Consider the following 12,430-nt stretch of genomic DNA (forward strand, 5'->3'; position numbering starts at 1 on the left):
CCGGCAAGCGGCCGGGCTGCGGCATACTGCTGTCCCATGACGCTGATTGCCCTGAACAAGCCCTTTGGCACCATGAGCCAGTTTTCCGAGCACCCCTCGCGCCCGACGCTGGCCGAGTGGATCGCGACGCCCGGCGTGTACCCGGCCGGCCGCCTCGACGCCGACAGCGAGGGCCTGCTGCTGCTCACCGATGACGGCGGCCTGCAGGCACGGATCGCCGATCCACGCCACAAGCTGGCCAAGACCTACTTCGCGCAGGTGGAAGGCATCCCTGACGAGCCCGCGCTGGCGCGCCTGCGGCAAGGCGTCGATCTCGGCGACTTCCATACCCTGCCGGCCAAGGTCCGCGCGGTTGAAGAACCGTCGTGGCTCTGGCCCCGGCATCCGCCCGTGCGCTATCGCGCAGCGATCCCGACCAGCTGGCTGGAGCTGCAGATCCGCGAAGGCAAGAACCGCCAGGTCCGCCGCATGACCGCCGCAGTCGGCTTCCCGACCCTGCGCCTGGTGCGCGCCACCATCGGCCGGCTTGACCTGCGCGAACTGGAACTGCAGCCCGGGCAGTCCTGCGTCGTGGCGCCGGAGCTGCTCGGCCTGCCGCCCACGCGCGCATCGCAACCTGCGCCGCGCGGTTCCGGGCAGGATACCGTCCGGGCACGCGGAGCTGGCGCCGGCAACAAGGGTCGAGTGCGTTACAAAAACTAACACCCGGCACGTCAACGCAGTGGGCGGTGTCGTCGTTGTTGTCGGTGACGCGTCCAATTGCGCGCCAACTTTCCGACTACAGTCACTCTTCGAGGTAATAGCAATGAAAAAACTGATCGCTGCTCTGGTTGTTGGCCTGTTCGCCACCGGCGCCTTCGCCCAGGCTTCGGCTCCGGCCGCCGCCGAGGCAGCTCCGGCCGCCAAGGAAGCCCCGAAGGCGAGCACGAAGAAGAGCTCGCACAAGAAGCACCACTCCAAGAAGGCAGCTGCTTCGGCACCGAAGGCCGAAGGCGCCGCACAGTAAGCACGCGGCCGCGTCGGATATCCGACGCACGTGTGAAAGGCAGGTTGCCCGGCAACCTGCCTTTTTTTGTATCCACCTGGCGTCGTGCGGATGCCGCTCAGTCTGCGCGTGCGTGCGTTATGCTTGCGCCTGCCATCGAACCCAAGCCGCATTGCCATGCGAATCCTGACCAAGACCCTGCTTTCCCGCTGCATCCTGCTGGCCGCCACCGTCACGGGCCTGGTCCACGCACAGAGCGACCTGCCCGTAGTGCCCCTCACGGCCGGGATGTACGCCATTCAGGCCGAGGTCGCGTCGACGCCCGCGGCGCGCGAGCAAGGGCTGATGTACCGCAAGTCGATGCCGGCCAATGCCGGCATGCTGTTCATGTTCGAGCAGAAGGCCGGGCACTGCTTCTGGATGAAGAATACGGACCTGCCGCTGTCGATCGCCTTCCTGGCTGACGACGGCAGCATCGTCAATATCGAGGACATGGCGCCGCAGACGCAAGACAATCACTGCCCCAAGGCAGCGATCCGCTACGCGCTCGAAATGAACAAGGGATGGTTCGCGCAGAAGGGCATCCGGGCCGGCGCGAAGATCGGCGGGCTGCCGCAGCCGCGCTGAGCGCAGCGGGCAGCCTCGCCAGGCGCCGGCATTGCACCGGTGCCCGTACGGGAATCAGTCCCGGAAGTTGTTGAAGTCCAGCGGCGCCTCGGACACGTCCTTGCGCAGCATCGCGATCACGCCCTGCAGATCGTCGCGCTTGGTGCCGGAAACCCGCACGGCGTCGCCCTGGATGCTGGCCTGCACCTTGATCTTGCTGTCCTTGATCATGCGCACGATCTTCTTGGCCAGGTCGCCGGTCACGCCCTTCTTGATGGTGATGACCTGCTTGACCTTGTCACCGCTGATCTTCTCGACCTTGCCGTAGTCGAGGAAGCGCACATCGACATTGCGCTTGGCCATCTTGTTGATCAGCACATCCTTGACCTGGCCCAGCTTGAAGTCATCGTCCGCGAAGGCGGTCAGTTCGCCCTCCTTTTGCTCGACTCGTGCGTCCGAACCCTTGAAATCGAAACGCGTCGAGATCTCCTTGTTGGCCTGTTCGACCGCATTCTTGATCTCGACCATATTGGCTTCGCACACTACGTCAAACGACGGCATTGCATTCTCCTTGTCACTTGCCTGCACGGCGTCCATGGCCCGATCGGGCCACGCCGGCACTTCCGTATAATCCAGCCTGCCTCGCACCCATGAGGCGCCTGGCCCCGCTGTGGCGGCCGCATCACCCCTCTAGCTTGCATGGCAGATTTCCACGAATTTTATCCCCTGCGCCGCCACAATACATTCGGATTCGATGTCCGCGCGCGCTATGCCGTCCATGTCCGCAGCGAAGCCGACCTGCTGGCCGCGCTGGAAGACCCGCGCGGCCGGGGCCTGCCGCTGGTGGTGCTCGGTGGCGGCAGCAATGTCGTGCTGACCGGCGATCTCGACGCGCTGGTGCTGCTGATGGAGATTCCGGGATACCGCGTCGAAACGGGCACTGATGCATGGCTGGTCACGGCCGGTGCCGGCGAGAACTGGCATGGCCTGGTCTGCCGCACCATTGCCGACGGCCTGCCTGGCCTCGAAAACCTGGCGCTGATTCCGGGCACCGCGGGTGCGGCACCCATCCAGAACATCGGCGCCTATGGCGTGGAACTGCGCGAGCGCTTTGCCGGCCTGCGCGCGCTCGACCGCCAGACGCTGCGCTTCGTGGACCTCGACCTGGCACAGTGCGCATTCGGCTACCGCGACAGCCTGTTCAAGCAGGCGGGCCGCGATCGCTACATCATCACGGCGGTGACGCTGCGCCTGCCGCGCAACTGGCAGCCAGTGCTCGCCTATGGGGAACTGGCACGGGAACTCGAAGGCGATGCGACGCCCGATGCCGCGGCGATCCGCGATGCGGTGATTGCGATCCGTTCGCGCAAGCTGCCGGATCCCGCGCAGATCGGCAATGCGGGCAGCTTCTTCAAGAATCCACTGGTCAGCGCCGAGCAACGGCACGCGCTGCTGGCCAGCCACCCCGACCTCGTCAGCTATGCCCAACCCGACGGCACGTTCAAGCTGGCTGCGGGCTGGCTGATTGACCGCTGCGGCTTCAAGGGTGTCAGTGACGGCCCGGTGGGCGTCTATGGCAAGCAGGCGCTGGTGCTGGTGCACCATGGCGGCGGTAGCGGCGCAGCGCTGCTGGCACTGGCCGCGCGCATCGCCGATACGGTCCAGGCCCGCTTCGGCGTGCGCATCGAGCCGGAACCGGTCGTGCTCTGACCGGCTCCGTGGCCACTATCAGCGATCAGGCGAAGTGGCAGACGTAGTCGAGGGTTTCCTGCACTTCGATATCGAAGCTGCTGTTGCCCGGCACGCTGAACTGCTGTCCGGCGCCATAGGTCTGCCAGGCGTCCGAGCCGGCCAGGCGCACGCGGCACACGCCCGCGTTGACTTCCATGATCTCCGGCGCGCCGGTGTTGAACGTCAGCGTCGACGGGAAGATCACGCCCAGCGTCTTGCGCGTGCCGTCGGCAAACAGCACCGTGTGGCTTACGCACTTGCCGTCGAAATACAGGTTGGCCTTCTTGACGACCGATACGTTGTCGAACTGGCTCACTTCCATCTCCTTGATTGCAGTCATGTGGATGCGGTCACGTAAAAAGAGGGGCCATCGCGGCCCCTCCCCTTGTGCCTGTCGGCGCTTGCTTCAGTAGCGGCCGCAGAGCAGGTATTCCATCAGCGCCTTCTGCACGTGCAGGCGGTTTTCCGCCTCCTCCCAGACCACGCTCTTCGGGCCGTCGATCACCGTGGCCTCGACTTCCTCGCCACGGTGGGCGGGCAGGCAATGCATGAACAGCGCATCGGACTCGGCGCGGTCCATCATGGCCGTGGTCACCATCCAGTCCTTGAAGGCGCGCTTGCGGGTATCGTTCTCGGCCTCGAAGCCCATGCTGGTCCACACGTCGGTGGTCACCAGGCTGGCACCCTGGCACGCAGCCAGCGGATCGTCGAACACCTTGAGCTGGCCCGCGGCCGATGCCGGCACCATCGCCGGATCGAGCTGGTAGCCCGGAGGCGCCGAAAAATTGAAGGTGAAACCCAGTCGCTCGGCCGCCTGGATCCAGGTGTAGGCCATGTTGTTGGCGTCACCGATCCATGCCACGGTCTTGCCGCGGATGCTGCCGCGCTGCTCGATGTAGGTGAACACGTCGGCCAGCACCTGGCAAGGATGGTATTCGTTGGTCAGGCCGTTGATGACCGGCACGCGCGAATGCGCGGCGAAGCGTTCGATGATGTCCTGCCCGAACGTGCGGATCATGATGACGTCGACCATGCGCGAAATCACCTGCGCCGCATCTTCGATCGGCTCGCCGCGGCCCAGCTGGGAGTCGCGCGTGTTGAGAAACACTGCGTGGCCGCCAAGCTGGTGGATGCCGGCTTCGAACGACAGGCGCGTACGCGTCGAGTTCTTCTCGAAGATCATGGCCAGGGTGCGGTCATGCAGCGGGTGCCATGTCTCGTAGTTCTTGAACTTGGCCTTGAGGATCCGTGCGCGGTCCAGCAGGTACTCGTACTCGTCCGGAGACAAGTCGCTGAACTGGAGGTAATGCTTGATCGGGGTTGAGCTCATAAAACAAAGAAGGCGGCCCGGAGGAGACACGCCGTCATGAACCTGCATGACAGAAGCGCGTCGCGGAGCCGCCTTTCGCGTCGCATACGCAATTTACGTGCGTCGATCATAAGGGATTATTTCTGCTTTGGCGAGCCCGGAAGAACCCGGTCCGGCACCCGCCTGACAGGTTCCTGACAGGATTTCGGGCTTATGCGCAAGTCTTATATAAGATATAATACTCGCTGATTCACGCGGGGCCCGGCATACCCTTGCCGCCGCCCGCCGCCGGCATCAAAAGTGCCCCCGCAGACACCGACGCCCCGCCACCCCGGCCGGAAAGAGCGAACCAAACACTCGCCGGCCGCGTCAAACGGGCGCCCGTTCCGCGGGTTTTCCGTCGAGTCACCTCGCCTCACCCGCAGTCGCCCAGTCTCATGAACCCCAATGTTCGCGAATACTTCATCCAAGGCATTACCAAGGAAGGCAAGACCTTCCGTCCAAGCGACTGGGCTGAACGACTCTGCGGCGTCATGGCGCAATTCCGCCCCGAAGGCGATTCCGGCGATCCCCGCCTGACCTATTCCCCCTATGTGCGCCCGATCTTCTCGGGCAACGTCAAATGCGTGGTGGTCGATGTGCGCCTGCGCGAGATCGAACCCAAGGCGCTGGACTTCGTGCTGAACTTCGCACGCGACAACAACCTGCAACTGGTCGAAGCCTGCTCGCTGGAATAAGACGCCCGGCACCGCGCGAAGCGGTAGCCGGAAAACAAAAAAGCTCGTCGCATGACGAGCTTTTTTATTGGGCGGGCACCTTGCGGTACCCGTCGGGGCCGCCGTGGCGGCCCTGGCAACTATCAGGCAGCCATGGCCTTGATGGCGGCCGACAGACGCGACTTGTGACGCGCAGCCTTGTTCTTGTGCACGATCTTCTTGTCGGCAATGCTGTCGATGGTCGCTTGCGAATTCTTGAAGATTTCAGCAGCGGCAGCCTTGTCGCCGGCGTCGATGGCCTTGCGGACAGCCTTGACGGCGGTACGCAGGCGCGAGCGCAGGCTGGAGTTGTGAGCGTTCTGCGCAACGGCTTGGCGAGCGCGCTTGCGGGCTTGTGCGGAATTTGCCATTTAATTAAATATCCTGAATTCAGATGCGTGCCGCGGGGGACACAACAATTAAGTCATATCAAGCGACCCGGGATGCACTGACACACGAATCCGGAACGCAACTGTCCTTGTGAATCGGCAATTATACACATACGGCGGAGCCACACGCAAGGCCGGACTGGGTATACCAAGCAACGCCGCTGAGCAGCACCGGGTTGCGGCCGGGACGATCCGTATAATAGGCGCCACTTCGCCGCACGCGGCGTGCCGCCGCGGCAACTTTGCCGCGCGCCGGGCGTCTGAACCGCCATCCCCGTGCCTGCGCGCGATCCGCACGATACGCGGCACGCACGCCGCGATGCGCCAGCCCGCGCCTGCCCGATCCACCGCTTCCCGCCGACTCACCTTGAACCTGCTCAAAGCGCTCGCCACCATCAGCAGCCTGACCATGCTCTCGCGCATCACGGGCCTGGTGCGCGAAATTCTGATTGCCCGGGCGTTCGGCGCGTCGGACATGACCGACGCCTTCAACGTGGCGTTCCGGATCCCCAACCTGTTGCGGCGCATCTTCGGCGAAGGCGCGTTCTCGCAAGCCTTCGTGCCGATCCTGGGCGAGTACCACGCCAAGCGCGGCGACGCCGACACCAGGCACCTGATCGACGCCGTCGCAACGATCATGACCTGGGCGCTGATGGGCGTGTCGCTCTTGGGCGTGATCGGCGCGCCACTGGTGATGACCGTGGTGGCGACCGGCTTCCGCGGCCAGGGCGAGACCTACACCGCAGCCGTCTTCATGACGCGCGTGATGTTCCCGTACATCGGCCTGATCTCGCTGGTGGCGCTGGCGTCCGGCATCCTGAACACGTGGCGCAAGTTCGCGGTGCCGGCCTTCACGCCGGTGCTGCTGAACCTGTGCCTCATCTTCGCGGCGCTGTTCGTCGGCCCGCGCATGGCGCAGCCGATCTATGCGCAGGCGTGGGGCGTGCTGGTTGGCGGCATCCTGCAACTGCTGATCCAGGTGCCCGCGCTCAAGCGCCTGGGCGCCATGCCGCGCGTGAGCTTCAGCGTGCGCCAGGCCTGGGCCGACCCCGGCGTGCGCCGCATCCTCCGGCAGATGGGTCCGGCGCTGCTGGCCGTGTCGGTCGCGCAGATCAGCCTGATCATCAATACCAATATTGCCTCGCGCCTGGCCGCGGGCAGCGTGTCGTACCTGACCTATGCCGACCGGCTGATGGAGTTCCCGACCGCGCTGCTCGGCGTGGCGCTCGGCACCATCCTGCTGCCGAGCCTGTCGAAAGCGAGCGCCCAGGACAATCGCGACGAGTACTCGGGACTGCTCGACTGGGGCCTGCGCCTGACGTTCCTGCTCGCCGTGCCGTGCGCGGTGGGCCTCTATGTCTTCGGCGCGCCGCTGACCTCGGTCCTGTTCAACTACGGCAAGTTCGACGCGCACGCCGTTGAAATGACACGCCAGGCGCTGGTGTCCTACGGCACCGGCCTGCTCGGCCTCATCGTCATCAAGATCCTCGCCCCGGGTTTTTATGCCCGGCAGGACATCCGCACGCCGGTGAAGATCGCACTGGTGGTGCTCCTCATCACGCAGGCCTGCAACTACGTGTTCGTGCCGTGGATGGGCCATGCGGGCCTGGCGCTGTCGATCAGCGTCGGCGCCACCCTCAACGCGCTGCTGCTGTTTGCCGGCCTGGTCCGGCGCGGCTACTACCGGCCCGCGCCCGGCTGGGGGCTGTTCCTGGCGCAGTTGGTCACCGCGGTGCTGCTGCTGTCCGGCCTGCTGCTCTGGTTCGTGCGCAACTTCGACTGGGTCGGGCTGGGCGCCACGCCACTGCTGCGCATCGCGCTGCTGGCTTCCTGCCTGGTACTTGCAGCGGTGGTCTACTTCGGTACACTGTGGCTCATGGGACTGCGATACGCCGCCTTCAAGCGCCGGACGGTCTAGGGCACGTTCATCGATGGGGCACGTTCATCGATGGAACGGGCCGTAGCCATCAAGTGAGCGCGAGGGCACGGCACGGCCGTGCCGCATCAGGAATCCGCAATGACAAGTACGAAAGTCCTTGATTACTTCGCCAGCCTTGTGGCGGACGAGAACGGCATCCCCCTGACTGAAACCGCACTCTCCATCGCGCAGGACGCCTTCCCCGACGTGGACCTGCAAGCCGAACTGGCCGCGCTGGATGTGCTGGCGCTGCGCCTGAAACGCAGGATCGCCGAAGGCACACCTGCCATTCAGCGGCTGCGCCTGCTGAACCACTTCTTCTACCGCGACCTGGGTTTTGGCGCCAACGCCAACGACTACTACGACCCGGACAACTCGTACCTGAACGTGGTCCTGAAGCAGCGGCGCGGCATCCCGATTTCACTTGCCGTGCTGTACATGGAACTCGGCCAGCAGATCGGCCTGCCGCTCAAGGGCGTGTCCTTCCCGAACCATTTCCTGGTGCGCATGACGATCCCCGCCGGGGAAGTCATCCTCGACCCCCTGACCGGCGAGACCCTGTCAAAGGAACAGCTTCAGGAAATGCTTGACCCCTATCTGGAGCGCGAGGGGATTTCCGATCCCGGCCAGGTGCCGCTGGGCCTGTTCCTGCAGGCAGCCAGCCACCGCGAGATCATTGCGCGCCTGCTGCGCAACCTGAAAGCGATCTACCTGCAGGAGTCACGCTGGCAGCGGCTGCTGGCGGTGCAGAACCGCCTGGTTATCCTGCTGCCCGGATCGATCGAGGAAGTGCGCGACCGAGGCCTCGCCTATGCCAACCTGGAGTGCTTCCGGCCGGCGCTGGAGGATCTGGAGGCCTACGTGCAGGCGCGCCCGGATGCCGCCGATATTGCGCAGATCCGCGACCGCATGCCGGCCCTGCGCATGATGAGCCGCAGCCTTAGCTAGGGCAGCTGCGGCTGCGCATGCTCAGCGCTCGGCACTCGACGCGCGGCCCTTGTTGCCGCGCACGAGCCTCCACAGCCCGCCCAGCAACAGCGGCACCACGGCCGCGCCGATACCGGCCAGCACGATCAGGTTCAGGTACTGCTTGATGAACGGCAGGTTGCCGAAGAAGTAGCCCGCGAACACCAGTCCCGCCACCCACGCCAGCGCGCCGATCACGTTGAAGAACTGGAAGCGCGCGAACGTCATCTGCGAAACGCCTGCCACGAAGGGCGCGAACGTGCGCACGATCGGGACGAAACGCGCCATCACCAGCGTCTTGCCGCCGTGGCGCTCGTAGAAATCGTGCGTGCGGCGCAGCGATTTCTGGTCGAGGAAGCGCCACTGGTGGTCGAACACCTTCGGGCCGATCCAGCTGCCGACCCAGTAGTTCACCGTGTTGCCCGAGATCGCCGCCGCCAGCAGCAGCCCGATCAGCACCCATTCGTTCATCGCCCCCGTGGCGCAGAACGCACCGGCGATGAACAGCAGCGAATCCCCCGGCAGGAACGGCAGCACCACCAGCCCGGTTTCGGCAAACACGATCGCGAACAGAATGGCGTAGACCCAGGCACCATACTGCTGGATGACCGTGCCGAGATATTTGTCGACGTGCACCAGCATGTCGATGAGCTGCAGAGCGAGATCCAAGTCTTTCCCCGTTGTGTTGTAGGTTGATCCAACCAGCGCGACATCATACAAGAGCCGCCCGACGTATCGGTCACCTGCGGGGCCCGGCGTAGCCGTCCCGCGTGCGGCACGGCACGTATAATCGCCGCATGCCAGCCTCCGCCTCCCGAACCGCGCAGCCGCCGCGGCCGATCCGTCCCCTGCCCGACCAGCTCATCAGCCAGATTGCCGCGGGCGAGGTCGTGGAACGCCCGGCCTCCGTGGTGAAGGAACTGCTCGAGAACGCGCTCGACGCGGGCTCCAGCCAGCTCGGCATCCGGCTTGAAGAAGGCGGCGTGCGTCGCATCGTCATCACGGACAACGGCTGCGGCATCCCGGCGTCCGAACTGCCAGTGGCGCTGCTGCGCCACGCTACCAGCAAGATCGCTTCGCTGGACGAACTCGAGGCCGTGCTGACCCTCGGTTTCCGCGGCGAGGCCCTGGCCTCGATCGCTTCCGTGTCCCAGCTTTCCCTGACCAGCCGTACCGCGAATGACCCGCACGCCACGCAGGTCAGTGCCGATACCGGCGCATTGCAGCCGGCATCTGGCGGAGTCGGCACAACGGTCGACGTCCAGCATCTCTACTTCAACACGCCGGCGCGCCGAAAGTTCCTCAAATCGGAACAGACCGAGCTCGGGCATTGCCTGGAAATGGTCCGGCGTGCAGCACTGGCCCGTCCCGACGTAGCGATCTCGGTCCACCACAACGGCAAGCCGCTCGAACACTGGAACGCCGGCGACGTGGCCACCCGCACGGCGCAGGTACTCGGCAGCGACTTTGCGCGGGCGCGGTTGCCGCTCGATGAAGAAGCCGGCGAGCTGCATCTCTATGGTTTCGCCGGCCTGCCTACCGCCTCGCGCGGGCGGCCGGACCAGCAGTACTTTTTCGTGAACGGCCGCTTCGTGCGCGACAAGCTGCTCAACCACGCGGTGCGCAGCGCCTACCAGGACGTGCTGCACGGCGACCGCTTCCCGTCCTACGTGCTGTGCCTGGACCTGCCGCCGGAGACGGTGGACGTGAACGTCCACCCGTCCAAGATCGAGGTGCGCTTCCGCGAATCGCGCGCCGTGCACCAGTTTGTCTATCACGCGGTGCAGCGCTGCCTGGCACGCCAGGCCGGCGAAAACGGCGACAGCCTGCACACCGGCGCGGACGATGAACCCGTGCCCGCACCGGGCACCATCCAGCTGCAAGAGCCACGCGCCGCCTACGGCGGTGCCGCAGGCGGCGGCAGCCAGTGGATCAACTATTCGGCGGCACGCCAGACCGAACTTGGCATCGCCCAGCCACGCCAGGCCTACCTGGGCATGGTGCGTGACGCCACGGCACCGCGGCCCTATATGCCGTCGTCCCAGCCGCCCGCGTGGCTGGCCGATGCGCAGGCCGCGCGGGCCGCAGAGCCGCCCGGCCTGCTCGACGGCATCGCCGTGGCCAAGGTCGCCCTGCCCCCCTCGGGTGACGCGGCCCAGGCCACCGACGACCACCCGCTCGGCTACGCCATCGCCCAGTTGCATGGCGTCTACGTGCTCGCGCAGAATGCGCGCGGCCTCGTGCTGGTCGACATGCATGCGGCGCACGAACGCATCCTGTACGAACAGATCAAGGATGCGCTGGATGCGCGCGACCTCGCCGTGCAGCCGCTGCTGCTGCCCGTGACCCTGCCCGCCAACCCGGTGGAGATCGGCACGGCCGAGGAGCATCGCGAGACGCTGGAGCTGCTCGGCTTCGACATCACGCCGGTGTCGCCGACCACGCTCGCCGTGCGCGCCGTGCCGGCGCTGCTGCAGCAGGCCGACGCCGAGGCGCTGGCGCGCGACGTGCTGCGCGACCTGAACGCCTACGGCGGCTCGCGCGTGCTGGCCGAGCGCCGCAATGAACTGCTGGCCACGCTGGCCTGCCACAGCGCCGTGCGCGCCAACCGCAAGCTCACGCTCGAAGAGATGAACGCGCTGTTGCGCCAGATGGAGCAGACCGAGCGCGCCGACCAGTGCAACCACGGCCGCCCGACCTGGGTGCAGCTCAGCGTGGCCGAACTCGACCGCCTGTTCCTGCGCGGCCAGTAAGCCCGCCTTCGCGCACCACGCCCTGCCTGAGCCCTGATGTCCGCCTTGCCATCGTCCGAACACCCGCCCATCGTCTGCCTGCTGGGCCCGACCGCCTCGGGCAAGACCGCTGCCGCGCTGGCCCTGGCACAGCAGGCGCCGGTCGAGATCATCAGCCTGGATTCCGCGCTGGTCTACCGCGAGATGGATATCGGCACGGCCAAGCCCACGCCCGACGAGCTGGCCGCGGTGCCACACCACCTGATCGACATCATTGATCCGGCCGACAGCTACTCGGCCGCGCAGTTCGTCGCCGACGCCGAACGGCTGATCGGCGAGATCCGCGCGCGCGGGCGCCAGCCGCTGATCGTCGGCGGCACCATGCTGTACTACAAGGCGCTGACGCAGGGCCTGAACGACCTGCCCCAGGCCGATCCGGCCGTGCGCGCCGAACTGGACGAACTCGCCGCCGAACGCGGCTGGCCCGCGCTGCATGCGATGCTGGCGCAAGTCGACCCGGTCACGGCGGCGCGGCTCGCGCCCAACGATGCCCAGCGCATCCAGCGCGCGCTGGAGATCCACCGGCTGTCCGGACAAGCGATGTCCGAGCTGCTGGCGCGGCAGGCAGACGGCCGCACCTTTACCGGCGCGGCGGACCAGCGCTACCGCGTGATCGCGCTGGAGCCGTCGGACCGCGCCGTGCTGCACGCGCGCATTGCCGCGCGCTACGACGCCATGCTGGCCGGCGGCCTGATCGAGGAAGTCGAACGCCTGCGCCGGCGCGGCGATCTCCATGCCGGCCTGCCCTCGATCCGCTGCGTGGGCTACCGGCAGGTCTGGGAATACCTGGACGGCGACAGCGACTACGCGACCATGCGCGAACGCGGCATTGCGGCCACGCGCCAGCTCTGCAAGCGCCAGATCACATGGCTGCGCAGTACGCCGGAGCGCTTGTCCGTCGATTGCCTCGCGCCGGACTACGTCGCGCAAGTCGCGCGTCTGGCCGGGATGTGACGAGAGCGGCGATAATCGTCGCCCG

General features: G+C 66.1%; 14 protein-coding genes. 9 read left to right on the top strand and 5 right to left on the bottom strand.

All coding sequences use genetic code 11. The features are described from left to right. Nucleotides 1–36: 36 nt before the first annotated feature. The 3 genes from KHO22_RS03310 (at nucleotide 37) to KHO22_RS03320 (ending at nucleotide 1,612) form a co-directional block, all read left to right on the top strand. Nucleotides 37–702 (top strand): pseudouridine synthase, encoded by a 666-nt coding sequence (locus KHO22_RS03310; RefSeq protein WP_211945676.1) that lies wholly within the window; start codon nucleotides 37–39, stop codon nucleotides 700–702. Between the two features lie 103 nt (nucleotides 703–805). Next, nucleotides 806–1,006, top strand: a complete 201-nt coding sequence (locus tag KHO22_RS03315) for a hypothetical protein (RefSeq protein WP_211945677.1) — start codon at nucleotides 806–808, stop codon at nucleotides 1,004–1,006. A 156-nt stretch (nucleotides 1,007–1,162) separates the two neighbouring features. Then, nucleotides 1,163–1,612 carry a DUF192 domain-containing protein gene (locus KHO22_RS03320; protein ID WP_211945678.1) on the top strand — a complete coding sequence of 150 codons (450 nt, stop codon included), beginning with the start codon at nucleotides 1,163–1,165 and terminating at the stop codon, nucleotides 1,610–1,612. 54 nt (nucleotides 1,613–1,666) lie between these two features. Here KHO22_RS03320 and KHO22_RS03325 read toward each other — a convergent pair whose 3' ends face one another. After that, nucleotides 1,667–2,152, bottom strand: a complete 486-nt coding sequence (locus tag KHO22_RS03325; RefSeq protein ID WP_211945679.1) for a YajQ family cyclic di-GMP-binding protein — start codon at nucleotides 2,150–2,152, stop codon at nucleotides 1,667–1,669. Between the two features lie 138 nt (nucleotides 2,153–2,290). Between KHO22_RS03325 and murB the strand changes: the two genes are divergently transcribed. Next, the gene (gene murB, locus KHO22_RS03330) at nucleotides 2,291–3,301 is read left to right on the top strand and encodes a UDP-N-acetylmuramate dehydrogenase (protein ID WP_211945680.1); all 1,011 of its coding nucleotides are present in this window, start codon (nucleotides 2,291–2,293) and stop codon (nucleotides 3,299–3,301) included. Nucleotides 3,302–3,326: 25 nt separating this feature from the next. Here murB and ppnP read toward each other — a convergent pair whose 3' ends face one another. Further along, nucleotides 3,327–3,638: a pyrimidine/purine nucleoside phosphorylase gene (gene ppnP, locus KHO22_RS03335; RefSeq protein WP_211945889.1), complete on the bottom strand. Its 312-nt coding sequence runs from the start codon at nucleotides 3,636–3,638 to the stop codon at nucleotides 3,327–3,329. A 90-nt stretch (nucleotides 3,639–3,728) separates the two neighbouring features. After that, a complete protein-coding gene (argF, locus tag KHO22_RS03340) occupies nucleotides 3,729–4,652 on the bottom strand; it encodes an ornithine carbamoyltransferase (RefSeq protein ID WP_211945681.1) in 924 nt (307 codons plus the stop codon). A gap of 416 nt (nucleotides 4,653–5,068) precedes the next feature. Between argF and KHO22_RS03345 the strand changes: the two genes are divergently transcribed. Continuing rightward, complete coding sequence (locus KHO22_RS03345; protein ID WP_211945682.1) at nucleotides 5,069–5,368, top strand: DUF3579 domain-containing protein; 300 nt, start codon at nucleotides 5,069–5,071, stop codon at nucleotides 5,366–5,368. 122 nt (nucleotides 5,369–5,490) lie between these two features. Here the strand turns inward: KHO22_RS03345 and rpsT are convergent, their stop codons facing one another. Then, nucleotides 5,491–5,757 (bottom strand): 30S ribosomal protein S20, encoded by a 267-nt coding sequence (gene rpsT / locus KHO22_RS03350; protein ID WP_011298911.1) that lies wholly within the window; start codon nucleotides 5,755–5,757, stop codon nucleotides 5,491–5,493. A gap of 385 nt (nucleotides 5,758–6,142) precedes the next feature. Here rpsT and murJ point away from each other — a divergent pair, with 385 nt between their 5' ends. Beyond that, nucleotides 6,143–7,693 (top strand): murein biosynthesis integral membrane protein MurJ, encoded by a 1,551-nt coding sequence (murJ, locus tag KHO22_RS03355; RefSeq protein ID WP_211945683.1) that lies wholly within the window; start codon nucleotides 6,143–6,145, stop codon nucleotides 7,691–7,693. 99 nt (nucleotides 7,694–7,792) lie between these two features. Beyond that, complete coding sequence (locus KHO22_RS03360; protein WP_211945684.1) at nucleotides 7,793–8,641, top strand: SirB1 family protein; 849 nt, start codon at nucleotides 7,793–7,795, stop codon at nucleotides 8,639–8,641. Between the two features lie 21 nt (nucleotides 8,642–8,662). On the opposite strand, the gene KHO22_RS03365 is transcribed toward KHO22_RS03360, so the two are convergent. Continuing rightward, on the bottom strand, nucleotides 8,663–9,316 hold the full coding sequence (locus KHO22_RS03365; RefSeq protein WP_211945890.1) for a VTT domain-containing protein: 654 nt from the start codon (nucleotides 9,314–9,316) through the stop codon (nucleotides 8,663–8,665). A 140-nt stretch (nucleotides 9,317–9,456) separates the two neighbouring features. On the opposite strand from KHO22_RS03365, the gene mutL reads away from it, so the two are divergent. Together mutL and miaA are read left to right on the top strand one after the other, a co-directional pair. Next, a complete protein-coding gene (gene mutL, locus KHO22_RS03370) occupies nucleotides 9,457–11,412 on the top strand; it encodes a DNA mismatch repair endonuclease MutL (protein WP_211945685.1) in 1,956 nt (651 codons plus the stop codon). Between the two features lie 36 nt (nucleotides 11,413–11,448). Next, nucleotides 11,449–12,405 (top strand): tRNA (adenosine(37)-N6)-dimethylallyltransferase MiaA, encoded by a 957-nt coding sequence (gene miaA / locus KHO22_RS03375; RefSeq protein WP_211945686.1) that lies wholly within the window; start codon nucleotides 11,449–11,451, stop codon nucleotides 12,403–12,405. Nucleotides 12,406–12,430 lie beyond the last annotated feature (25 nt).

This window comes from Cupriavidus yeoncheonensis, from assembly GCF_905397275.1.
In the GTDB taxonomy this organism is placed as follows: domain Bacteria; phylum Pseudomonadota; class Gammaproteobacteria; order Burkholderiales; family Burkholderiaceae; genus Cupriavidus; species Cupriavidus yeoncheonensis.

What these genes read in the sequence shown, in the direction of transcription:
- KHO22_RS03315 (WP_211945677.1), top strand. Translation starts at nt 806, where the DNA reads ATGAAAAAACTGATCGCTGCTCTGGTTGTTGGCCTGTTCGCCACCGGC.
- miaA (WP_211945686.1), top strand. Translation starts at nt 11,449, where the DNA reads ATGTCCGCCTTGCCATCGTCCGAACACCCGCCCATCGTCTGCCTGCTG.
- rpsT (WP_011298911.1), bottom strand. Translation starts at nt 5,757, where the DNA reads ATGGCAAATTCCGCACAAGCCCGCAAGCGCGCTCGCCAAGCCGTTGCG.
- KHO22_RS03310 (WP_211945676.1), top strand. Translation starts at nt 37, where the DNA reads ATGACGCTGATTGCCCTGAACAAGCCCTTTGGCACCATGAGCCAGTTT.
- mutL (WP_211945685.1), top strand. Translation starts at nt 9,457, where the DNA reads ATGCCAGCCTCCGCCTCCCGAACCGCGCAGCCGCCGCGGCCGATCCGT.
- KHO22_RS03320 (WP_211945678.1), top strand. Translation starts at nt 1,163, where the DNA reads ATGCGAATCCTGACCAAGACCCTGCTTTCCCGCTGCATCCTGCTGGCC.
- KHO22_RS03360 (WP_211945684.1), top strand. Translation starts at nt 7,793, where the DNA reads ATGACAAGTACGAAAGTCCTTGATTACTTCGCCAGCCTTGTGGCGGAC.
- argF (WP_211945681.1), bottom strand. Translation starts at nt 4,652, where the DNA reads ATGAGCTCAACCCCGATCAAGCATTACCTCCAGTTCAGCGACTTGTCT.
- KHO22_RS03325 (WP_211945679.1), bottom strand. Translation starts at nt 2,152, where the DNA reads ATGCCGTCGTTTGACGTAGTGTGCGAAGCCAATATGGTCGAGATCAAG.
- murB (WP_211945680.1), top strand. Translation starts at nt 2,291, where the DNA reads ATGGCAGATTTCCACGAATTTTATCCCCTGCGCCGCCACAATACATTC.
- KHO22_RS03345 (WP_211945682.1), top strand. Translation starts at nt 5,069, where the DNA reads ATGAACCCCAATGTTCGCGAATACTTCATCCAAGGCATTACCAAGGAA.